This window comes from Streptomyces sp. NPDC053427 (assembly GCF_044544985.1).
Lineage (GTDB): Bacteria > Actinomycetota > Actinomycetes > Streptomycetales > Streptomycetaceae > Streptomyces.
In genome coordinates this window covers 517,533-537,848 of sequence record NZ_JBITYA010000003.1, presented here as the reverse complement: position 1 = coordinate 537,848, position 20,316 = coordinate 517,533, and the positions used below count along the sequence as shown (strand labels likewise).

Here is a 20,316-nt window from a genome sequence, read left to right as displayed (position 1 = left end):
GCCCATCTCATACCCCTCCCAAAACCATCCCGCTGGCCCGCTGGGGTGGTGGCGGAGACCAGGCCGTTCCTCATCGACCCGGAACTCAACGCCCTCGTGGTGAGCGCCTCCGGCAGCTGGGACGTCGGCAAGCGGACACTCAACCGCGACGACGTCACGGTCGTGGCCCTCGACCGCCGGACAGCCTCTGCGTGTCCACGCACCGGAAGGCAGACGTCCGTTGGGCCCGCCCCAGACACCGGATCCCGGCCCCATTCTCCCGGCCACCGCAGAGACAGGATGGCGACCACCCTCGCGGACAGGGGCATCCGTGCGACCGGGGCCGACTGCTTCGTGGACGGCCTTCCGTGCTGGATGGGCCCGCCAACGGATCAGCCGCACGATGGCGACTGAGCGCCACCCCTGGCGAGACTCACCAACCGAAGCGCTGCTATCGATTGAGTCGCGATCCAGACCTGGCCGTTACCGGCCCGTAAGTCGCACCGCGCAGGCTTTTGCCGCATGTATCCGCTCCCCCGCCGCCTTGCCGCCATTCCGGCCCTTCTCTGCGTGGTCGCCCTGCTGTTCACGGCTGCGGGGTGCGGCACGAACTCCGATCCGGCCGGCTCCCGGACCACGGGCTCCGCCGGCACGGCGGACTCCGGCGGCAAGGGCGCCCCGCCGAAGGCCCCTACGGGCTCCCTCACTTGGGAGTTCGAGCACATCGCGGACTTCAGCGGGGAGCTCACCGATGTCGCCGGCTTGGCCGAGGACGACATCTGGGCGGTCGGGACCGAGAACAACGGCAAGTCCAACGCCCGCCTGCTGCACTACGACGGCACGCAGTGGAAGCGCGAGCCCCTTCCCGAAGCTTTCGGCACCACCGACTACCCGCCAGTGCTCGAACAGGTCGGCGAGGAAGCACTGTGGCTGCGGCCGCAGCTCTACAAAGAGGGCACCGGCGTGAACCCCTGGGCAAGGTGGGACGGCACCCGCTGGTCCGCGGTGCCGAACCCCCCACCGGGCAGAGTCGGGGACTTCGAGGCCGCAGGCCCGGACGACATCTGGGCCCTCGACAGCGAGCAGACCGCCCAGCACTGGGACGGCTCCCACTGGACCACGACCCGGCTACCGTACGGCGCCTCCGACCTCGCCGTGGTGGGACCGGACGACGTCTGGGCGGTCGGCAGCCGGTCGACCGGGCCGGGCACCGAGCTGGGCTACGGCGAGCGGTACAGCCAGCCGGCCTCGATGCACTGGGACGGCACGTCCTGGAAGTCGGTGGAGACTCCACAGGCCCGCTTCGAGGAGCCCATCCCGCCGGAGCCCAGCGCCGGCCTCGGCCAGGTCTTCGCGCTCGACAGCGGTGAGGTGCGCGCGTACGGCAACAACACCTTCAACCACGGCGAGGTCGAGAACGAACCCGCGGACGAGTACATCCGGCTGCGCTGGGACGGCTCGAAATGGGTCGAGCAGGAGCCCGCTCCCGGCGGGTGCACTCTGCGGACCCCGGCGGGTCAGGACGACGAGGGCCTGTTCCTCGACGGCAACTGGTACCTGACCGACGAGGGCCGGTGTGTGAAGATCAAGCGCCACCGCCTGCCCCTGTCGACCGGCGCCCGCAAAGGGTCGAACCAGTCGCTGTGGCTGAAGGAGATCCACCGGGTGCCCGGCACCGACGAGTGGCTGGGGGCCGGACACGTCCAGGTCAACCAGTCCGGCGACCCCTTCGGCGCCCCCGTCGTCGTACGCCTGAAGCGCGGCGGCTGACCTTCTCGGCCGCCAGCCGGTCGAGAGGTCGGCCGCCGCTCGCACGTGAATACGACTGGACCGCTGCTGCCGGCCCTGCCGACCGGGGGTGGCTGTCGTCTCCGAAACCGACCACCGCACCGCAGCCCCCGTCCTGGCCGTACTCGCCGCGGCCCGGGAGGCCGGCCTGCCGCGCGGTTGCTGGGCGGTGGCGGTGGACAGGCGGGCGGCCGGCCTCCGGTGCGTACTCGTCGAGCACGCCGACGGGCGATGTCGGCGGCGCCAGGTCGCGCACCGACGGCCGTCGCTGCCCCTACGGATGCGCTACAGATACGTGAGCCCCATGAACTACCGCCTTGCCTGCGCCGGGCGGCGGACGCAGGCTGGGCATATGGCGACCGAGGAACCCACCCTGATCGCTTCCGTGCAGCGGGCTTTCCGACTGTTGGAGGCCGTGGGCGCGCACGAGGGCGGCGCGCCGGCTCGGCAGCTGGCACGGGAGGCGGGGCTGGCGCTGACCACCACGTATCACCTTTTGCGTACGCTCGCTCACGACGGGTACCTCCGCCAGCTGGAGGACGATGGCTACGTCCTCGGGAACCGGCTGGACACCCTGCAATCCAGCGGCCGTGAACAGACGCAGCTCAGCTACGTCCGCCCGGCTCTTGCATCGCTGCGGGACGATCTTTCGGCCGCCGCCTACCTGACCTTCTACGAGGACGGCGAGATCCAAGTGGCCGAGATCGTCGACAGTCCCCGGGCGCCGCGGGTCGACATCTGGGTGGGCTTCGAGGACGCGGGTCACGCCACGGCGCTGGGCAAGTGCCTCCTGCGCGAACTCGGCGACGAGGCGCGCAACGATTACCTCTCCCGGCACCCGCTCGCCGACCTCACGCCGCGCACCATCACCGGCCGCTCCGAACTTGTGCGGCGGCTCGACACCTCGCCCCGCTCGCCGGTCGTCACGGACATGGAGGAGTACGCGCTCGGGACGTACTGCGTTGCGGTACCGGTGTTCCGCGGGCAGACGCCCGGTTCGCTCGGAGTGTCCTTGCGAGTGGACCGGCTCTCGCAGATCAACCAGGTCCGCGACCGGCTGATACCGGCGGCGAAGCGCGTGACCAGAGGGCTCTCGCTCACCATCTGAGTTCGCCCTCCCACCGCCTTCTCGATGTGCTGTGCCGTCGCCTTCTGGTCGTGGGCCCATGCTTTCCTCGCCCAGCACAGCATCACCGTCGAGCGAGTTCCAGCGACAGGCTCCACGGCCGGGCCTTGCGCACAGATCCGCGCCTTCGTACCGCATCGCGTTGATCAACACGCTGAACTGACGAGGGCGCAGCCCAGTGAACGGGGGCTGTCCAGGAAGGTTCCGACGCCGTGATCACGCCGGCCATGGGAGAGGATCAACCTCAGCACGATCACCGAGAAGGTGGGTCGGTCAACCAGCAGCTCGTCAGACCTGCACGGACTCGGGGGCCATCTCAGCTACCAGTGCCACAAGTCGTCCGTGGTACTGCCGGGTGATGGGCAGATCGTCCTCAGAGATCCACGAGCGCGTCGTGTCGAACGCCAATGCCTCCTCGCCGTGCTGAATCAGGGGGCGCACATCCGTAATGACAGCCTCCGAGGTCAGCGGAGAGTCCGCAAGGAGTTCCGCCACACACACTCGGTACGACAGGCCCACGAGTTGCTCCCCCATGCCAGAGCCGAACGGATCGATGACCGCTCGTCCTCGCCGCCAATGCGGGTGGCGTCCTCGTCCTTGATGTCGTGGCCCTCGGCGCGGAGTTGGGCCACCGCGGCGGCCAGGTAGCGGGGGGCCACAGGCGTTGAGGACCAGACCTCCGCGCGCCGAGGCATCGAGCAACTCACCCATTCCGGTGCGCAGTTGCCGCACCGCCGCGAGTACTGCCTGCCGACCGGCCGAAAGCACCGCCACCAGATGCCCACCGACGGCTCGGCCCCCTGAAGACCTCTGCGGTCTGGCCGCACGTCCGAACCCGCCGGCTCCAGGCCCGCAACGCCCCGCAGCCGAAGATCCTCCTGCACCACGGGCGCCACGGGCGCCAGCCGACGCATGTCCCCACTTTCGACACTCACTCCCGACCAATAAGCAGGAGACCCACCAGTTTCGGCTCAATATTGGGGACCACCGAGTTGGCCAGGAATCAACGGAATCTAAGTTCGACGACGTCCTGTAGCGGCCCCTCCAAGCTGGTCGTTGCAGGTCGCAGGCGGGGCCATTTCAGAGCATCGTTCAATCGGAAATCAACCGGTGATCACTTTCAGCCGTCATGGTGGTCGAAATAACAACGTCAAGCCAGCCAGGCCAGGCGATGGGCGAGAAACCGCAGGACCGAGCTGGATAGATTGATCACCGGAGGGGTAGGCAGCACACGAAGATCTTGGTGCACACGGCGAATGACGCAAGGAGACTGAAGGCCGTGGACGGCAAGAGTGACGTGTACGCAGCTTGCCTTGGTGAAATATGCCACGGCCTTCGTGGACCTATGACAGCCGGGGAGATGTCCTTGCCGCGTAGCGACGTCAGGCGAGGAGGATTCCGCTTCGAAATACCCATTACCTTCGGGGTCGGCGGGTCGCTCTGCATTCCCCCGAGTCAGTAGAGGTCGAGGAGTCCACCCAGACAGTCCACGGGCCGAGGAATCGAAATGCTCCAAGACTCCAAGGTGATCGGGGAGACTCGGCGAGACCGGCAACAACGGTAAGGAGAATTTCAACCTGACCGACAAAGGCAAGCCGTTTACCCGAAAAGGGGAAGACGGAATCGTTGCTACCCTCTCCAGGGTGCGCGAGGCCTTCGAATGCGAAAAACTTGATCATGGCGAGAAAAATCATCCTCTTTACAAGGGGTGATTTGTGTCCGCCGAGAGGATCCGAAGGGAAGCTCATGTCTTTTAAAAACATCTTCGACAGCGGCGGAAGTGAAGCCAAGTCCGCCGAAGAGTCCGCTCAGAAGGTCAATGAAAAAATCCCTGGCGCTTGGCCCGAACGGGAAGGGGTCGATCCGGAGCTCTACGACGACATTCCTGAAGTTGCGCGTGACCCGAAGATTGTGCGTGAGACGTCGCCCGAGGCGCTCAGCATCATGAACAACTTCATCACCCCCCTATTCAAGAACACCCAGACGGTGGCAGCCAAGCAGCGAGAAGCCAGCGAGAATCCCGAATCGACATCCGGTATGGCATCTTCGGCCAAGGATGAGGCATTCAAAAAGGTGGGGGTGGAGATCAGGCATGAAGACCAGCCCAAGATCAGCGAAGAAGACCGACCAAAGATCAGCGACGAACAGCTGGAAGAATCGAGAAAGGATAACTCCAAATCGGCCAAAGACGTCAAAAGGACTGACGATGGGTCGACCAAGGGGTGAGGGTCGATCTCGAAGTCGGCTCGTGGGCCGGAGGGCTGTTCAAACGTACCGGTTTCATGATCTGGCCCTTGAGCAGCAGCAACGCTCCCCGCTCGGTAGCCTGACGACTTCTCACTAGGTCACACCAGGCTGGAAACAGCTCACAAACAATCACTCACAAACCGTTCAGTTCTGCTGTGCAAGGAGGCTGAAGGCCATGAGCGGCCCCACCAAAAACAACGTGAGTACAACTCATCTTGGCGAACGATTTATGCGCCACCCGCTGACAGGGCGAAACCTGAAGGAGCTCAAAATTGCCGATAAGACCTCTGCCATCCTGGAGCGGGACAAGGAGAAACTGAAGAGGAAGGCCGAGAAGAAATCAGCAGATGGAAAGGACCGGTATATCGCCCCTACCGGGTTTTCTTTGAACAAGGGGCGATTCGGCGCCTTTCCCGATGGGGAGGATACGGCACACCAGCGCGGGTGGCGCGCCTACATGACGGTGGGTGTACCGCTCATCGAAGAGCGAGGCGACATTGCACAGCCCCCTCCCGACGTGATCTCCAAGCAAACGTACGTCAACCGAACCGACCCCACCCCCACCAAATGGTCACACACTGTCGAATTCTCGATTTCGAACACAATCAGCTGGTCGCTCCAGGGGCAGGTACAGCTCACTTTCGGGGCAAAAGCCATTGCATCACTGCAGCAGCAACTGCAGAAGAGCATGGCGATGAACCAATCTCAGAAGACCACCCTGAAGAACAGCAAAGACAATCAGGGCGTTGACACGGAGTCTCAGTCACAAACGACAAGCACGACAACAGCAACGAGTACCGCCACAGGCACCGGGGAATTATCGGCACAGCTGATGCTTGGGATCACCGCTTCTGTCAGTGGCTCGTTGACCACTGCGTTCAAAACATCGTCCACGCTGAGCGGGGAAGTTGGCAGCCGGGTAGACGTCCTGGCCACGCAGCGACGTCAGGTGAGGAGGTTCGACTACGAATTCCCTATCTCCTTCGGTGGGTGGGTCGCTTTGCATTACCCCGAGCCAGTAGAGGTAAAGGAGACCCGCCCCAGCGGCCCACAGGCCCAGGAGCCGAAATACTCCAAGGTGATTGCATGGAAACTCGGCGAGACTGGTACGGCTACGGAGACTTTCGACTTGACCGATGAAGGCAAGCCGTTCATGCAAAAAGGGGAGGCCGAGGTCGTCTCCACCCTCGCCGGGGTGCACGAGGTCTTCGAGCTTGAAAAACTTCATTTCGACATGAAGGATCACCCTCTTCACAAGGACGGCGGCGAAGAGCGAGAGAGGCCGAAAAGGGCTCCCTCAGTGCGCGCCAGCGGGTTAGGGAGCTCCTACGGTCTCGCGCTGGACGAGCCGAACAACAAGGCGTACGTCGCCGACCGGAGCGGCAAGCTGTACGAGGTGGATCTCACCTCGGATCTCCCCTCCGGCAACTGGCGCGAGGTCGCGAGCGGCCTGGGCGACATCGTCGATGTGGCGCTGGACCGGTCGAAGAAGGTGGCGTACGTCGCCGACTACAGCGGCGGCCGCCTGCGCAAGGTGAAGAACCTGTTCGATGATTCCAAGGCCGTCGAGGTCGTCGACGTCGCCAAGGTCCCCTACGCGTACGGTCTCGCACTGGACGAGCCGAACAACAAGGCGTACGTCGCCGACTACAACAACGGGCAGCTGATCGCGGTCAACCTGAAGGACGACCTCAAGGACGAAGAGAAGAGGACGGAGCCGATCATCGGGGGCATGACGCATGCCTCCGGAGTAGCGCTGGACAGGGAAGGCAAGAAGGCGTACGTCGGCCGGTATTCCAACGGTCCCCTGTACGAGGTCGACCTGAATGCCTCTCCCCACCCCACCAAGCGCGAGGTGGCCACCTTTTCCGCGAGCACCCGCGTAGCGCTGGATGGCAAGGGCAACGCATACGTCTCCGACCATCTGGGCGACTGCCTGCATGAGGTCGATCTGAAGGAAGAGACCAAGGGCTTGCAGCGCGTGGTGGCCACCGGTCTCGGCGATGCTTGCGGCGTCGGGCTGGACAGCAACACCAGCAAGATCTACGTCAGCAACATGGCCGGCCAGCTGTGGCAGATCCCCGACGTGCTGCCCGATGCCGCGGCAAAGTCGTAGCGCAGGGCAACTTTTTGCGGGTGGGCGGGCATGGATGCCTTGATCATGTAGGTTGTCGAGGCTCACGTGATCGAAGGGTTGCTCATGCCCGCCTGTGCCAGATCGTCGCAGGGCGACCCGATCGACATCCCCGCCGGCCTACAGCGTGAAGGGCTCCGCGGGCTCCAAGCTCAAGGAAGCCGCCAAGGGCGTTCGGCCCAGTGCCAGTGGAAGCCGAAGAGGCACGGCAAGGCATCGTTGCAGGTCAGAGGGCATTTCGAGGTTAGTAAGTCAGCACGAAGTCAGCATCGGGGGCGCTACGCCGGGAAACGGGCCGACTCCCGGGGGTCATGCGGCACGCCGTGGTCCAGACCTCCGCAGCGTCCGGGGTCGAGATCCGATGCCAGTTGTGGCACCAGAGTGCAGCTGCCTCCGGGAGCCCAAACATCCCGGGTTTCAGCCGGAGTTGTGTGACATCGCTTCCAGGCTGGCGCCCCTCGGACTCGTCAAAAGTCGCGGTGGGTAGGCGATGGCGAGTTGTCGGTGCACATAGTCGGCTGCGCCACTGCTCGAGGCGGCTGATGCAACGACGGCAGCCTGCCAGGTTTCAGGTGTCATGGCCGCGTTGGCTCGCTGGCCGGGCGGCTGCCATTCGATCATCAGAATCGTGGCGTCGTCGCTGAGTTCGTTGTGCCGATGACCGAGGATCGCGTGGATGAGCAGGCGGAGCATCTCCGGGGCGTTCTGCCCGGCGGCGGTCGACCGGATGATGTAGTCGGTGAAACGCTCCAGGCCGAATTGCTCACCGCCTTCGTCCCGCGACTCCACTACGCCGTCGGTGTAGAGCAGTATCCGGTCACCGGGTTCGAGGCTGGCTTCGTGTACCTGCCGGCACCGCCGGCCAGGCTGGCGGGCAGACCCAGCGGAGGCTCGGAATCCTGCTCCAGGGCTTTGTCGAGCAGGCGCTGGCCGCGGATGAGCAACGGCGCCGGGTGACCGCAGTTGGACCAGTGCAGCACGCCGGTCGGCATGTGCAGCTGGATGAAGATGCCGGTGCAGAAATGGTCCGGAAGCCACTTCGCCAGCGCCTGGTCGACTGCGTCGACGAGTTCGGCCAGGTCCGCGCCCGTGCGACGGGCGTTGCGGCAGCCCGCCATGGCCACGGAGGTGGCAAGGCCGGACGCCAGGTCGTGGCCCATGGCATCGAGGATCGTGGCCTGCAGAAAGTCCTCGGTAAACGAATGGTCGAAGGCGTCGCCGCCCAGCTCATACGCGGGTTCCAGGACCGCGGTCGACACCACCCGGCCGGTGCCGATCGAGCGCGGGGGGAGAAAGGCCCTCAGCATCTCCGTGTGCAGCTGCATCGGCCGGGTCCGCATGCGCTGCGCGAAGGTGTCGCTGTAGGTGCGCTTGGAAGTGATGATCATGGCCAGGAGCGACGCCATCGTCCGGCAGCGCCAGAGATTGATCCCGTCCAGTGTCTCCATGCTGAGTTCCAGGACTCCCAGCCGCTCCGCTCCGTCGACCAGCGGCAGCCATATGGTCAGCCCGCCGGATGTGTCTTCCTCCACCCTCAGGGAGTTTGTCCGGTAGGCCCATCCGGCCAGGGAAGCGTCGACCTCCCGGTCCGGCTCGCCCTCGACCAGCGGCAGCAGCAGCCTCTGCTGGAGATCGGCCAAAACGCCCGCACCTTGAGGTAGTCGGCCTGCTGCCTGATCACCTGGGTGGGGCGGCCGAGCCTGCGACGACGCGGGCCGCGCAGGGAACGCGGCAATTGCAGGCGCACGGCCTACGCCGTGGTGCCGTCCAGTCCGCCACCACTCTGCTCCAGCCGGCGCCCGATCGCGCCCCGAGCACGGGCGCGTACGCACTACGACGTCACCACCCGGCTCCGCAACGGCGGCAGCACGCTCGGCGTGCTGCCCGGAGGTGATCCCCCGGCGGCGTTCACCACCTCGCCGTCCCTGCCTTTCGATGTCCCACTCGTCGGCGGGGACTGGCAGCACGTGATCGTTCTCCCTGGCGGCGCGCCGTGCCTCGTGGCCGGCGAGTCATGGCCACGACATCTGTGCCGCTATCGCCATGCACCAGCTCAGCAGCATGCTGCGCGCGGTCGCCCTCGACCAGCCCGGACCTCCGAGCGAGATCGTCCGCAAGCTCGACCTGGCACTGCAAAGCCTGGACGGTGACCCGATGGCCACCCTGATCGTGGCCACGCTCGAGCAGCACTCGGGGTCAGTCGGGTGGGGGCGGAGCCGCAGCGCGACCTGTGAGGGTGTCGAGTCGGGCGGCGAGGTCGGGGTGGGTGGTGGTCAGGTGGGGGCGGGTGGCGTTGAGGGGGTGGATGAGGTCGGCGGGGTCGTTGTGGGCGAGGGCCGCGTGGAGTTGGTCGAGCGGGTGGCGGGCGGCGGTGGGGAGGTCGGTGAGGGCGGTGATCTGGCCGGCGATGCGGCGCAGGTCGGCGGCGTTGCGGCGGGCCCATTCGGCTTGGGTGCGGTCGGCGGCGCGGCGTTCGCGGGTGGCCTGGACGCGTTGTTCGCCGGTGGTTCCGGCGGGGCCGGGCCGGTTGCGCAGGTAGCGGCGTTCGGCGGCCTGCCGGCTGGCGACGCCGAGGGGGTGGGCGAGGTCGGCCCAGCTGGCTCCCGCGTGCCGGGCCGTTTCGATCAGACCGGTCTCCCATTCGGCGAGCTGCTCGCGGACCTGCCGCAGCAGCAGCAGGGAGGCCAGGGCCTGCTCCGCGCCGGTGCCGGCGGCGGGGGCGTCGGAGGTCTCCTGCCGGGCGGCGCGCAGGGCGTCGTCTACGGCGTGCAGGGCCGCCGCGGCGGCCAGGAACGATGCCGGACTTCGGCCGTCGGCGCTGGACGGGGCCGGCTGGTCGGCTGCTGTCAAGGGCACCTCCCTCGGACTTGTCATCGATTGGACGACACCGTGTTTGTCATCCAATGGATGACATGTTACAACGGTTTCAGTGAAGCGCATTGGCAGCAATTGCCCGAACCTGCTGGAGGTGTTTTCACGATGTTGATGCGCACTGACCCCTTCCGTGAGCTGGACCGGCTGGCTCAGCAGCTGATGGGCCCGGGCACCTGGTCGCGGCCGTCCCCGATGCCGATGGACGCCTACCGCGAGGGCGACGAGTACGTGGTGGCCTTCGACCTGCCCGGCGTCGGCGCGGACGCGATCGACATCGACGTCGAACGGAACATGCTGACCGTCAAGGCCGAGCGCCGGCCCGTGGCGAAGGCCGACGACGTGCAGATGGAACTGTCGGAGCGGCCGCTGGGTGTCTTCTCCCGCCAGATCGTGCTGGCCGACACGCTGGACACCGAGCGCATCAAGGCCGACTACGACGCCGGGGTGCTCACCCTGCGGATCCCGATCGCCGAACGTGCCAAGCCCCGCAAGATCGCCATCGGCGGCGGATCCGGCCGCAGGGAGATCTCCGGCTGAGCCGGGGCGATAAGGGCTCTGACAGCGGCGGAGGACGGGTAACTGATCGATCTCCCCCTCTCCCGTCCTCCGCACCCCATGGACCGAGGAAGGGTGGCGGCCGACGTGACTGTGCGATGGGAAGCGTTTCTCGACCAGGTGCAGGAACGCGGTGAGTACGGCAGCCGGCAGGAAGCCGAGCGCGTGGCCCGTGTGGTTCTCGCGCTGCTGGGCGCGCATCTGGTCGGCGAGGTGCGGGCCCAGCTGGCAGCGCGTCTGCCGGAAGGCTTCGCCCTGATCCTCCTCAACCCGCTGCAGAGCGCCGAGCCGCTGCCACCGGAGCGGTTCGTAAGGGCGACGGCAGCCTGGATCGAGGGGGCCACCGACCAGACCGCGGCCTGGGACGTCAGCGCCGTTCTCAGCACGGTCGCCGACGCGGCCGGCGACGGCCTGATCAACCAGATCCTGCTCCAGCTCCCCGCGGGCTACGACCTCCTCTTCGGCCGCCCCCAGCCCGCCTGACCGCCCGCGCAGCCGATGCCCGCACACCGGCACCACCACCCCGGCGACAGAAAGGCAACCACCGCAGTGATCTCCGACCCGCGTACACCACTGCAGCAGCTGCCCGTGATGACGTACGAGCAGATGCTGGAGAAGGTCCGCTACGAAGGCGCCTACCCCACCCGGGAGCGGGCCGAGGAAGCCGTCCAGCTCGTCCTCGCGGGACTGGGACGCCAGCTGACGGGCGACGAACGCGTCGAACTTGCCGCCCGCCTCCCCTTCGAAGCAGCACGTGTCCTCACCGCACAGATCCCCGACACCCAGCCCCTGACCGGCAGGTCCTTCGTCAAGGACCTCGCCGCCCGCACCGGCGCCTCCCTGGCCACCACCCGCTGGGACACCGGAGCCGTCTTCTCCGCCGTCGCCGCCCTTGCCGGCCCCGATCTCCTCACCCGTATCCTGCGCCAGCTTCCCTCCGGCTACGCGCTGCTGTTCGGCCGCGCCGAGCTCACCCCGCCGCGTAGACGGGGCGTGTACTTCCCTCCCCGGCCGCGTCGGTGACGGTGACGCCTGCACGAGTGGCAAAGACCCCACGGGACTCGTGCCGTAGGCGAAGCCCTGCTCTGCGCTCGCGTGTGCGACATCCCGCGGTACGCCACGAGGCGCCATGTATATCGAGTGAGGGTGAAGGGACCTCACCGCCGGTCAGTCGCAGCTGACCGGTGAAGCTGGGGGCAGCCGAAAGGGCCGGCAGTACCACAAGCCGCTTGCCCGCGTCCGACTTGGTTCCGCCAGGGGCATGGACGACCGGTCGTCAGCTCGGGGACGGCCACGCCCCCCGTGATGGTCACGCCCGGGGCAGGCTCACGCCTGTCCCTCAGGGGCTATCTCGTCGAGAAGTCCGCGAATCCGCCTCTCGATCTCGTCGCAGATGGGTCCCACGGACTCGACACCCTGCCCGGCGGGGTCGGGCAACTGCTCTCTGACGGTCGGCTTCGATCTCGACATGACGCTGATCGACTCGCGCCCGGGCATCAAGGTCGTCTATCAGGAGCTGTCGGCCAGGACCGGCACTTTCATCGACGCCGACCTCGCGGCGAGCCGGCTGGGGCCCCCGCTGGAGCAGGAGATCCGCCACTGGTTCCTCGAGGAGAAGGTGGCGGAGACCGCCGCTCTCTTCCGCGAGCTGTATCCGCAGTACGCGGTCGCGGCGTCGCCCGCCGTGCCCGGTGCCCGGGAGGCTGTCGACGCGATGCATGCGACGGGCGGGCGGGCGATCGTGGTAACGGCGAAGTACGAGCCCAACGCCAAGCTGCACCTGGAACACCTCGGCCTCGACGTGGACGCCCTCTTCGGCTCCCTGTGGGCGGAGGGCAAGGCCGAGGCGCTGCGCAAGCACCATGCGCAGGTCTACGTCGGCGACCACATCGGTGACGTCGTCGGGGCGCACACCGCGGGCGCGCTGTCCGTCACGGTCGCTACCGGCCCGTGCGATGCCACGGAGCTGCGCAACGCCGGTGCCGAGGTGGTGCTCGCGGACCTGACGGAGTTCCCGTCCTGGCTGGAGCGCTATGTGACGGAAGGGGCGGACGGGGGCGACGGCGCCGCCACCTGACGGCGCTGAGCGGTAGGGAACGGATCACTCCGGCCGCGGCGATCAGAAAACCGAGGCCCATCAGCATGCACACCCAGGAGAAGACGGACGGCAGCGGTTCGGTCCCGAGGAGCAGCGGCGCCACCGTGGCGAGAGTGGCCACTGCGCCAACAGATCCCCGGCCAGGGGAGTTTCGTCGCGAGAGCCTCAAGCGACCGTGAGCACGATCTCACCCTGGATGTGCCCTCGGGCGGCGCGTTCGTGCGCGGCTCGGGCATCCGCGAACGCAATTGTGCTGTCGATCGCGACGCGGACCGTGCCCGCGTCGAGCAGGCGTCCCGGTTCGGCGAGCTGCGCGCCGTTCGAGCGGACCTGGGTGCCCGTGACTGTGACGCCCAGCTTCACGGTCTCTTCTCCGTCGAATTCGCCGGAGAACACGGGGAACGGGGAGCCGCCGCGCTTGAGCGTGCGCAGGAAGCGCTTGCTGTCGGGCCGCCGACGATGTCGAGAACGAGGTCGACGCCATACCCGAGTTCCTCGGGACGACTCGTGGTGTAGTCGATGAACCAGTCAGCGCCGAGCTCGCGCAGGAACGATTCATGCGCGCCCGATGCCACCGCGGTGACACGTGAACTCTTCCACTTCGCCAGCTGTAGCGCGAAGTGCCCGACGCCGCCCGCGGCGCCGTTGATGAGCACCGTCGTGTTGGCGTCGAGTGGCACCGGGCGATTCTGCGCCGCTTGGAAGGGCGGGGGATGATCGTGTCCGAGCTCGATCAGGACGGAATCTGCGGCTGCCCCGGGTGGTCGGCCGAGAGCTGAGCGGGACCGGCCGCGCCCGGTACGGCAGCAGAGCCCCGGTACGGCAGCAGAGCCCGGCCCGCGCGTCGCGGTCCGGGCCCTGCCCCGTGCGGTGCCGCCCTGCGGCGGCGGTGCGTCAGCTCTGTGCGGTGTCGTCGCCCGCCTGCCCGGCGCCCTCAGCTGCACCTGCCTTCTCGCGCATCTTGCGCACCAGCTCCGCCTTCTGGTCGGCTGCACCCTGGCGGTCGAGGTTGCGGTGCGGGCCGTTGTTCTGCCGTTCGGCGCGGGACAGCCTCTTGCGCTGGCCGCCGCCCATGCCCACGGGGTTGTTGATGTTCTTGCTTACGGTCACGGGTTCTCCCGGTCATGATGTGAAGTGATCTACGGATTCGTCGGTGAGGGACGGGCGGCGACGTCGAAGGAAGTCAGCAGGGGCCCGTCACGCTCTCACTCGTAAATCGGCGTCTGGAAGAACATGACAAAGACGTTACCCGGTTCCGTCGGCCCCGCGCACCAACATTTTCGCCGCCCCGGCGTCGGCCGGCGTTCGGCCTCGCCGCCCACGCCGTCACGCACACGTTCCTGCCCGCCTACCGGCGCGCCCTGCACAAGCAGGACCTGAACAACGTCCTGCGCGCCCTGGAGCGCATACGGGAAGAACAGCCAGACCCTCCAGGTGATCAAGGGCTCCGGCCCGTACAGCGAGCGCCCTGGCCCGCGCCGGATTCGACACCTACCCCACGCTGCGGGGCATGTGGATCCGGTTGCCCTTCGACCTGGGCCGCTCGCCGCGACCGCGTTCACGGCGCTGCCGTGCCTCATCCTCACCCCGCTGATCACCAGTGCGTTCCTGACCGTGGACGCGCTCACCCCCGCCAGCACCCGCACCCGCACCCGCACCCGCACCGAGGCGTACGCCTGGCTGATCGCGGCGGTCGGGACCGGGCAGGCCGCGGGCACCGCCCTCACGGGCGCCCTGTCCACGGGCCCGTCCGTCGCCGCGCTCCCGACCGCCGGAGCCGTCGCCGGTCTAGGCATCCTGCTCGGCGCGCGGCGCCGCCCAGCCACCCCGGGGGCCACGCATCCCCGTGGACGGCACCGCCGCACCCCGGCCCATGCCGCGCATCGCTGACCCCTCGCGGAACGACCTCGCAAACCGACCAGACCGGACCTTTCCCGCTGAACTACGTTTCACCGCAAGGAGATCACCAAGCACATGGCAGTTGTTGGTAAGTCCGGCTATCAGACATTGCGGAATGGCTCTCGGTCGCGCGAGGTCGCGAAGTGAAGATGGCTACCAGTGGACACTGCGTCAGCTGATGGCCAAACGGGGCATGTTCCAGACCTCGGACCTGGTCCCGCTGCTGGCCGAGCGGGGTGCCGCACTGTCCCGTTTGACATATCTGCGGTTTTGGGTAGGGAGCGCCGAGATTGTCGGCTAGGTACAGAGGAGGAACGGTATGGCAACCGGACGGCGGGTTGATCCATTCGCTGCGTTTAATTTCACTCTAGACATCGACGGGCTGGCGGGCTCACACGGTTTCTCCGAGTGCAGCGGGGCCAACACCGAGCAGGACGTGATTGAGTACCGCGAGGGCAACATGGACTTTTCGGTCGTCAAGCTCCCAGGGTTGAAGAAGTTCGGTGACATCACGCTCAAGCGCGGCTTCACCACCAACCGCGAGCTGTGGGATTGGCGGCGGGCCGTGTTGGAGGGCACTGTGGTTCGCCGCAACGGCCACATCGTGCTCAACGACGAGGCCGGCAAACCGGCGTTGCGGTGGAAGTTCACTAATGCCTGGCCCAAGCAATACTCGGCACCGTCGCTCAGCGGCACTGCCACGGAGGTCGCTGTGGAGGAGTTGGTGTTGGTGGTGGAGAGCTTTGAGCTGGACGCTGCGTGACCGCGGCGGAGCGCCAGTCGGCCTCGCCGAGAACCATCCCTGCGCGCTGCGGGTGCTGAGTATCCGAGCCGCCCTGCGAAGCGCATCGGGGTAAACATCTCGCGGTTCAACCCAGCAACGGCAGCATGCACAGCTGCACCGCAGCACTCAACACCGTCTGCTGACGCAGCAACTTCCGCAGAACACCCGCGTCGGCCGGGGCGAGGAGCCAGCAATTACGGGGGGCTTCCCCGAACCCCGGCCGCCTCAAGGGGGTCCGTCCATCAGACAGTGCCTAGGCGTGTCCGATGGGTTCTGTGACTGAATGCGGTGTGCCGGTTTGACCACGGGCGACAGGGCGAAACCGGCCAGGGATTCACCCAGCCGGAGCAATCGGTGGACCATCGCGCTGAGGGCGGCCGTGCATGGGCATGTATGCGATCACGAAGCAAAGTCGGGCGTATCCCTAACGGGCTCGTCCGCGGCTTCGCCCCCGCCGTGCAGGCGCCTGCGAAAGCCCTCGCAGGCGCGCCTCTCGGCATGAAGTGACAAGTGCCCGTGCCCGGTGCAGCTCCGCTTTACGTCCAGGCTGTCCGGTGATCTACAAGGAGGCTTGAAATGACAGGTGCCGTCGGCCCCAAACATGGGACCGTGACGACTCCGCCGTCCAGGGCCCAGATCTATCTGGAGGCTTGGCAGGCGGAAGGGCTGGAATCGGGGAAGTTCTTCCCCCAGAGCCAATCGGGGTTGCAGGACCCCTACGCGTCCGACGACGTCCCCAGTAATACGCCGCCTGCCGACGGGAAGATCGCCAGCGCGGGTCAGAGCTTCGCAACCATGCTTGATGAGCCGCGCGAGGACTGGAAGAAGCACTCGGTTTCGGCGGGCCAGAAACTGGAAATGACATGGCACTTTCATAAGCTCCACAAGACCCGGCGATGGAACTACTTCCTCACCAAGCCCAACTGGGATCCCACCCAGCCGCTGAGCCGAGCCCAGTTCGAGGCGGAGCCCTTCACCATGGTGCAGAACCCCCACCGACCGTACTGGGACCATGAAGACCTCGTACCGTCCAACCCGACCACTCACACCCTGACCCTCCCCGAACGGCAGGGCTATCAGGTCATGCTGTGCGTATGGGAGGTCGCCGACACCGGCTACGCGTTCTACCAGGTCGTCGATCTCGACTTCGCCTGAGACCGGGCTCGTGCAAAGCCCTGCGTCCGGACGTAGTGACCGGCGTGGGGCGAAGCCCTCTATCGGACGGAGAAAGAGCGAGGGCAAGGCCGCACATGCCCGGCAGCCTGCCCGACCCATCGGACACTGCCTAGTCATCACAGGGGTCGTAGCAGCAATAGTCGCTGGAGTCGTCGTCCCAGTAGCAGCACCACATTTCCCCGGTAGACGTGTCGATGTAGCACTCTTCGTCCTCGTCGCACAGGTTGTAGCACTGGCCGTCGCAGCTGACATAGGTGTCTGGGAGGGACGAGAAGACGTGTGGCGCGGCAGATGCCGGAGCGGCGCCAACGAAGAAGGCTCCTACCGTCAGGCTAGTCACGGCGAACATACGGGCAGCTCGCAGCATGGGAACTCCCAGGGCTGGCTCGAAGGAGTGGGACCGCTGCGCGGGGATTTCCCGCAACGAGTCCTTAGGCCGTAGGAGTTATGGTCAGTCCGAGCGGCGCATGCCGCTATCCACCGTATGGGTGGTTAGTCAGGAAGTATGGGGTTTCTGCTGACTGTGTGTTGTATGTGACGACTCGCGGACCAGGTGCTCGAATTCCGCCCGATGGTCCATTAGCCATGCGAGATAGAACAAGCCCTGGTTGATGACGCCCGCATCCACGCCCCGCTTGTACTCGACGATGACCGGCGCCCCGTTCTCGTCCAGGCCGAGCGAGTCGATCCGGCCCCCGTGGACCGGCCCAGTGCCGTACTCGCTCGCCAGGAACCGAACGCCCAGCAGCGTCTCCATGTGCGCCTCGACGAGGCCCTGCACATCCGCCTCAACCTCAGCAAGACGCGGCGTGACCTCGGTCACGCCGCTCTTCGTCGTGTGGAACAGCTTCAGGCCCGACACCTTCCCCTCCTCGAGTCGGAGATCAATAACGTCGGGCACATGCAGATTTGTTTCCGTGAGGCCTTTCGAATCGTGAAGAAAGAAGCTGGTCCTCCACACCGGTGAGGGCGCCATCGGCCCGGTAGGTGTAGTCGCGGCGTTGCAGCACCGACTGCTCGGAGCGGAGGATCTGGCCGGTGAGGCGGTGCTCGGCGTCCCAGGCGCCGGCCAGGTTGTGACGTTCGCCGATGCTTCGCTCGTTTTCGCGCCCGGCCGCGTCGTAGGCGAAGTCGAGCCTGCCGCCGGGATGCCGTGCCGACGGCACCGGCCCCAAGTGGCCGGCAGAGGGCTACCAGTGGCCGCGCGCCGGTGTCGGGCCGAGCTTGGAACTCAGCGCCGACAGGAAGGTCGGGAGCCTGTTCACCATGGATGCGGGGACCGAGGTGATCTGGACCGTGTCCCGCACCACGTCCTGCACGACGAGCTTGTAGGTGCCGTCCTCCTGGACGAGTTCGGCGGCGTAGAGAAGTCTTTCCACCAGAGATCCTTCGGTTGTGTCGTACGACGGCTCAGGCGCCGTTGAGCCAGGCGCTCCACGCCTTGGTCAGCTGCTGTTCGTCCGCCTCCTCGTCGAACAGGTGGTGCCCCAGCCAGATCGGCACGTTCCAGCTGCTGCCGTTGAAGAACCGGTACAGGGCGTTCGGTCCGCGCAGGCCGACGAAATCGGTGCTGAGCCAGTCCACGACCACCTCCTCCGAGCCCCCGTCCGTGCTGGGGAGGTGGAGCGACAGCCGGTCGCCGACGGTCACGTCGTCGGCGAGGCCGAGGCGTCGGCGCAGGGTCACGAAGTCGGCCGGGTCAGTGGTGGCTTCGGGGCGGACCGCCTTGACGTAGACGGCGGGGCGGCCGGCGAAGTGCCGGAGGTACTCGGCGAGGGCGTGCTGGTGGAAGTCGACGTACTTCTCGGCCGCGTCCGCCTTGGTGTCCCAGTTCCAGGTGTCGTCGACGACGCCCGTGTGCACCCAGTGGATTCCCATCCGCAGGTGGCTCGTGCCGGCGTCGGCCGGCTCGATGCGGTAGGTGAGCGTGTTGGAGAATCCGCCGTCCTGGGTCGCCCGAAGCGCGAGGTGGTGCGGCGGCTCCCATGCCACGACGGTGGCGTCGCCGCGCGTGGCCTTTCCGCCGACGCGCGGCTCGACCTCCATCGGGTACAGCCAGCCGAGGTTGCCGGCGCCGGTGGCCACCGCGTCCCAGACCTGCTCGGGCGTCACGGGCAGGTCCTGCTCCCGGCGGACCTCGAACTCTCGGGCCATGGTCACTTCTCCTTCGTCGTCGTTCATGGTCAGTAGGTGAGCGGAAGCGCGGTGAGCCGCCGTTGCAGCGGGTTGGGCCGCCATTCGAGGGCCGCCCCGTCGGCCAGCCGCAGGTGCGGGAGCCTGCGGACCAGCGTGCCGATGGCCACCTCTGCCTGGAGCTTGGCCAGCGGGCCGCCGAGGCAGAAGTGCGGGCCGTTGCCGAAGCTCAGGTGCCGGTTGTCGGGGCGCGACAGGTCGAGGCGGTCGGGGTCCTCGAAGCGCTCGGGATCACGGTTCGTCGCGGCGAGGAACGGGTATGCCAGCTCGCCCTCGCGCAGAGTCCGCCCGCCGATCTCCACGTCCTCGGCCACGACCCGGACGATGGCCTGGGTCGGCGTGTCGTAGCGGGCGAGTTCGTCGACGGCCGTGCGGATCAGCGCCGGGTCCTCGCGCAGCCGCGCCAGCTGGTCGGGATGGCGCAGCAGGGCGAGCATGCCGTTGCCGATCAGGTGGGTGGTGGTCTCGTCACCGGCGGTGATCAGGACGAAGCAGGTGGACAGCAGTTCGGAGTCGGTGAGGCGGTCGTCCTGCGCCTGGGTGGCCACCAGGGCGCTGATGAGGTCGTCGCCGGGGTCGGCCCGGCGGCGGCTGACGAGCCGGGCGAGGTACTCCTCGTACTGCTCGATCGCGGCTTCGGACTTGTCGATGTCCTCGCTGAGCCGGCCGAAGCGGCGGAACCAGGTCTTGACCTGCGGGAGGTCCTCGGGCGGGATGCCGAACAACTCGCAGACGACGGACAGCGGCAGCGGGGAGGCGACCGCCTCGATCAGGTCCATGGCCGACCCCGCCGCCAGCGCCTCGTCGACGAGCCGGTCGACGATCCGCTGGATGCCGTCGCGCAGGGCTTCGACCCGCCGGGCGGTGAAGGCTCGGTTGGCCAGCTTGCGCAGCCGGGCGTGGTCCGGCGGGTCGGTGTTGCTCATCACCCGGCCGAGCCGGTCGGTGAGCCGGCTGAGGGCCTTCAGGTCGCCGCCGAGCGCACTGTAGGCGCGGGTCATCCTGTCCCGGTCGTTGGAGAGCCGCAGGTCGCTCAGTGCCGCCTCGACGTCGGCGTACCGGGTGAGGTACCAGATGCCCTGGGCGCTGCGGTGGACCGGGTCCTCGCGCCGCATGCGGGCGTAGAACGGGTACGGGTCCCGGCGGGCCTCGGGCGTGAGCAGGGCCGCGGCGAGGTCGTCGGACCGGGCGAGGCCCGCGCTGTCGCGGGCCTCGACGGTGGTTTCGGTCGGATTCACTGCGAGGCGCTACCGCTGGGCGTTCATGGCGTCGGCGAGGCTCTTGGGCCGCATGTCGGTCCAGGACCGCTCGACGTACTCCAGGCAGGCGGCGTGGGTGTCGGGGCCGTGGGCGACGGTCCAGCCGTCGGGGACGTCCGCGAACTGCGGCCACAGTGAGTGCTGGTTCTCGTCGTTGACGAGCACGAGGAAGGTGCCGTCCTGGTCCTCGAACGGGTTGGTCAT

Annotated in this window: 20 protein-coding genes and 7 pseudogenes; 12 read left to right on the top strand and 15 right to left on the bottom strand. The window is 67.1% G+C overall.

All coding sequences use genetic code 11. The annotated features are described in order from the left end of the window. The first annotated feature begins 501 nt into the window (after positions 1-501). Together ACIGWZ_RS10460 and ACIGWZ_RS10455 are read left to right on the top strand one after the other, a co-directional pair. On the top strand, positions 502-1,749 hold the full coding sequence (locus ACIGWZ_RS10460) for a hypothetical protein (RefSeq protein ID WP_400062830.1): 1,248 nt from the start codon (positions 502-504) through the stop codon (positions 1,747-1,749). Between the two features lie 370 nt (positions 1,750-2,119). Beyond that, on the top strand, positions 2,120-2,875 hold the full coding sequence (locus tag ACIGWZ_RS10455) for an IclR family transcriptional regulator (RefSeq protein ID WP_400062827.1): 756 nt from the start codon (positions 2,120-2,122) through the stop codon (positions 2,873-2,875). A gap of 97 nt (positions 2,876-2,972) precedes the next feature. On the opposite strand, the pseudogene ACIGWZ_RS10450 reads toward ACIGWZ_RS10455, so the two are convergent. Then, positions 2,973-3,122, bottom strand: a pseudogene (locus ACIGWZ_RS10450) (IS5/IS1182 family transposase); the annotation flags it as partial. Positions 3,123-3,181: 59 nt separating this feature from the next. Then, entirely contained in the window at positions 3,182-3,388 is a 207-nt protein-coding gene (locus tag ACIGWZ_RS10445; protein WP_400062825.1) for a MafI family immunity protein, read from the bottom strand. Between the two features lie 1,182 nt (positions 3,389-4,570). Between ACIGWZ_RS10445 and ACIGWZ_RS10440 the strand changes: the two genes are divergently transcribed. Then, a complete protein-coding gene (locus ACIGWZ_RS10440) occupies positions 4,571-5,119 on the top strand; it encodes a hypothetical protein (RefSeq protein WP_400062823.1) in 549 nt (182 codons plus the stop codon). Between the two features lie 196 nt (positions 5,120-5,315). Then, a complete protein-coding gene (locus ACIGWZ_RS10435; protein WP_400062821.1) occupies positions 5,316-7,256 on the top strand; it encodes a hypothetical protein in 1,941 nt (646 codons plus the stop codon). Between the two features lie 618 nt (positions 7,257-7,874). On the opposite strand, the pseudogene ACIGWZ_RS10430 reads toward ACIGWZ_RS10435, so the two are convergent. Beyond that, a pseudogene (locus ACIGWZ_RS10430) lies at positions 7,875-9,010 on the bottom strand (PP2C family protein-serine/threonine phosphatase); the annotation flags it as partial. 307 nt (positions 9,011-9,317) lie between these two features. Here ACIGWZ_RS10430 and ACIGWZ_RS10425 point away from each other — a divergent pair. Further along, a pseudogene (locus tag ACIGWZ_RS10425) lies at positions 9,318-9,419 on the top strand (hypothetical protein); the annotation flags it as partial. A gap of 51 nt (positions 9,420-9,470) precedes the next feature. Here ACIGWZ_RS10425 and ACIGWZ_RS10420 read toward each other — a convergent pair. After that, positions 9,471-10,124 (bottom strand): type III effector protein, encoded by a 654-nt coding sequence (locus ACIGWZ_RS10420; protein WP_400063276.1) that lies wholly within the window; start codon positions 10,122-10,124, stop codon positions 9,471-9,473. Positions 10,125-10,253: 129 nt separating this feature from the next. Between ACIGWZ_RS10420 and ACIGWZ_RS10415 the strand changes: the two genes are divergently transcribed. The 3 genes from ACIGWZ_RS10415 (at position 10,254) to ACIGWZ_RS10405 (ending at position 11,726) form a co-directional block, all read left to right on the top strand. Continuing rightward, the gene (locus tag ACIGWZ_RS10415) at positions 10,254-10,685 is read left to right on the top strand and encodes an Hsp20/alpha crystallin family protein (protein WP_400063274.1); all 432 of its coding nucleotides are present in this window, start codon (positions 10,254-10,256) and stop codon (positions 10,683-10,685) included. A gap of 105 nt (positions 10,686-10,790) precedes the next feature. Next, complete coding sequence (locus ACIGWZ_RS10410) at positions 10,791-11,186, top strand: DUF2267 domain-containing protein (RefSeq protein WP_400062819.1); 396 nt, start codon at positions 10,791-10,793, stop codon at positions 11,184-11,186. Between the two features lie 66 nt (positions 11,187-11,252). Then, on the top strand, positions 11,253-11,726 hold the full coding sequence (locus ACIGWZ_RS10405) for a DUF2267 domain-containing protein (RefSeq protein ID WP_400062817.1): 474 nt from the start codon (positions 11,253-11,255) through the stop codon (positions 11,724-11,726). Positions 11,727-12,029: 303 nt separating this feature from the next. Here the strand turns inward: ACIGWZ_RS10405 and ACIGWZ_RS10400 are convergent. Then, positions 12,030-12,143 (bottom strand): annotated as a pseudogene (locus ACIGWZ_RS10400) (phosphotyrosine protein phosphatase); the annotation flags it as partial. On the opposite strand from ACIGWZ_RS10400, the gene ACIGWZ_RS10395 reads away from it, so the two are divergent. Continuing rightward, complete coding sequence (locus ACIGWZ_RS10395) at positions 12,097-12,780, top strand: HAD family hydrolase (protein WP_400062816.1); 684 nt, start codon at positions 12,097-12,099, stop codon at positions 12,778-12,780. The pseudogene ACIGWZ_RS10400 and the gene ACIGWZ_RS10395 sit on opposite strands and share 47 nt — an antisense overlap. On the opposite strand, the pseudogene ACIGWZ_RS10390 reads toward ACIGWZ_RS10395, so the two are convergent. The 4 genes and pseudogenes from ACIGWZ_RS10390 to ACIGWZ_RS10375 form a co-directional block, all read right to left on the bottom strand. Continuing rightward, positions 12,735-12,931 (bottom strand): annotated as a pseudogene (locus tag ACIGWZ_RS10390) (hypothetical protein); the annotation flags it as partial. The gene ACIGWZ_RS10395 and the pseudogene ACIGWZ_RS10390 sit on opposite strands and share 46 nt — an antisense overlap. 35 nt (positions 12,932-12,966) lie before the next feature. Continuing rightward, positions 12,967-13,544: pseudogene (locus ACIGWZ_RS10385) on the bottom strand (zinc-binding dehydrogenase); the annotation flags it as partial. 151 nt (positions 13,545-13,695) lie between these two features. Then, positions 13,696-13,911 (bottom strand): DUF6243 family protein, encoded by a 216-nt coding sequence (locus ACIGWZ_RS10380; RefSeq protein ID WP_030988248.1) that lies wholly within the window; start codon positions 13,909-13,911, stop codon positions 13,696-13,698. Positions 13,912-14,006: 95 nt separating this feature from the next. Then, complete coding sequence (locus ACIGWZ_RS10375; RefSeq protein WP_400062814.1) at positions 14,007-14,243, bottom strand: hypothetical protein; 237 nt, start codon at positions 14,241-14,243, stop codon at positions 14,007-14,009. A gap of 70 nt (positions 14,244-14,313) precedes the next feature. Here ACIGWZ_RS10375 and ACIGWZ_RS10370 point away from each other — a divergent pair, with 70 nt between their 5' ends. The 3 genes from ACIGWZ_RS10370 to ACIGWZ_RS10360 all read left to right on the top strand — a co-directional run bounded on the left by ACIGWZ_RS10370 (position 14,314) and on the right by ACIGWZ_RS10360 (position 16,639). Beyond that, a complete protein-coding gene (locus tag ACIGWZ_RS10370) occupies positions 14,314-14,691 on the top strand; it encodes a hypothetical protein (protein WP_400062812.1) in 378 nt (125 codons plus the stop codon). 328 nt (positions 14,692-15,019) lie between these two features. Then, a complete protein-coding gene (locus tag ACIGWZ_RS10365; RefSeq protein WP_400062810.1) occupies positions 15,020-15,463 on the top strand; it encodes a phage tail protein in 444 nt (147 codons plus the stop codon). Positions 15,464-16,060: 597 nt separating this feature from the next. Further along, positions 16,061-16,639: a lytic polysaccharide monooxygenase auxiliary activity family 9 protein gene (locus tag ACIGWZ_RS10360; RefSeq protein ID WP_400062808.1), complete on the top strand. Its 579-nt coding sequence runs from the start codon at positions 16,061-16,063 to the stop codon at positions 16,637-16,639. A gap of 562 nt (positions 16,640-17,201) precedes the next feature. Here ACIGWZ_RS10360 and ACIGWZ_RS10355 read toward each other — a convergent pair. The 6 genes and pseudogenes from ACIGWZ_RS10355 to ACIGWZ_RS10330 all read right to left on the bottom strand — a co-directional run. Next, positions 17,202-17,522 (bottom strand): annotated as a pseudogene (locus tag ACIGWZ_RS10355) (transporter); the annotation flags it as partial. A 22-nt stretch (positions 17,523-17,544) separates the two neighbouring features. Then, positions 17,545-17,826: a hypothetical protein gene (locus ACIGWZ_RS10350; protein ID WP_400062806.1), complete on the bottom strand. Its 282-nt coding sequence runs from the start codon at positions 17,824-17,826 to the stop codon at positions 17,545-17,547. Between the two features lie 24 nt (positions 17,827-17,850). Next, a complete protein-coding gene (locus ACIGWZ_RS10345) occupies positions 17,851-18,039 on the bottom strand; it encodes a hypothetical protein (protein ID WP_400062804.1) in 189 nt (62 codons plus the stop codon). Positions 18,040-18,070: 31 nt separating this feature from the next. Further along, positions 18,071-18,841 carry an SRPBCC domain-containing protein gene (locus tag ACIGWZ_RS10340; protein ID WP_400062802.1) on the bottom strand — a complete coding sequence of 257 codons (771 nt, stop codon included), beginning with the start codon at positions 18,839-18,841 and terminating at the stop codon, positions 18,071-18,073. Between the two features lie 2 nt (positions 18,842-18,843). Next, a complete protein-coding gene (locus ACIGWZ_RS10335) occupies positions 18,844-20,091 on the bottom strand; it encodes a cytochrome P450 (protein ID WP_400062800.1) in 1,248 nt (415 codons plus the stop codon). Positions 20,092-20,100: 9 nt separating this feature from the next. Then, on the bottom strand, positions 20,101-20,316 hold the full coding sequence (locus tag ACIGWZ_RS10330; protein ID WP_400062798.1) for an MbtH family protein: 216 nt from the start codon (positions 20,314-20,316) through the stop codon (positions 20,101-20,103).

What these genes read in the sequence shown, in the direction of transcription:
- ACIGWZ_RS10460 (WP_400062830.1), top strand. Translation starts at nt 502, where the DNA reads ATGTATCCGCTCCCCCGCCGCCTTGCCGCCATTCCGGCCCTTCTCTGC.
- ACIGWZ_RS10455 (WP_400062827.1), top strand. Translation starts at nt 2,120, where the DNA reads ATGGCGACCGAGGAACCCACCCTGATCGCTTCCGTGCAGCGGGCTTTC.
- ACIGWZ_RS10440 (WP_400062823.1), top strand. Translation starts at nt 4,571, where the DNA reads ATGGCGAGAAAAATCATCCTCTTTACAAGGGGTGATTTGTGTCCGCCG.
- ACIGWZ_RS10435 (WP_400062821.1), top strand. Translation starts at nt 5,316, where the DNA reads ATGAGCGGCCCCACCAAAAACAACGTGAGTACAACTCATCTTGGCGAA.
- ACIGWZ_RS10415 (WP_400063274.1), top strand. Translation starts at nt 10,254, where the DNA reads ATGTTGATGCGCACTGACCCCTTCCGTGAGCTGGACCGGCTGGCTCAG.
- ACIGWZ_RS10395 (WP_400062816.1), top strand. Translation starts at nt 12,097, where the DNA reads ATGGGTCCCACGGACTCGACACCCTGCCCGGCGGGGTCGGGCAACTGC.
- ACIGWZ_RS10365 (WP_400062810.1), top strand. Translation starts at nt 15,020, where the DNA reads ATGGCAACCGGACGGCGGGTTGATCCATTCGCTGCGTTTAATTTCACT.
- ACIGWZ_RS10360 (WP_400062808.1), top strand. Translation starts at nt 16,061, where the DNA reads ATGACAGGTGCCGTCGGCCCCAAACATGGGACCGTGACGACTCCGCCG.
- ACIGWZ_RS10340 (WP_400062802.1), bottom strand. Translation starts at nt 18,841, where the DNA reads ATGAACGACGACGAAGGAGAAGTGACCATGGCCCGAGAGTTCGAGGTC.
- ACIGWZ_RS10330 (WP_400062798.1), bottom strand. Translation starts at nt 20,316, where the DNA reads ATGACCAACCCGTTCGAGGACCAGGACGGCACCTTCCTCGTGCTCGTC.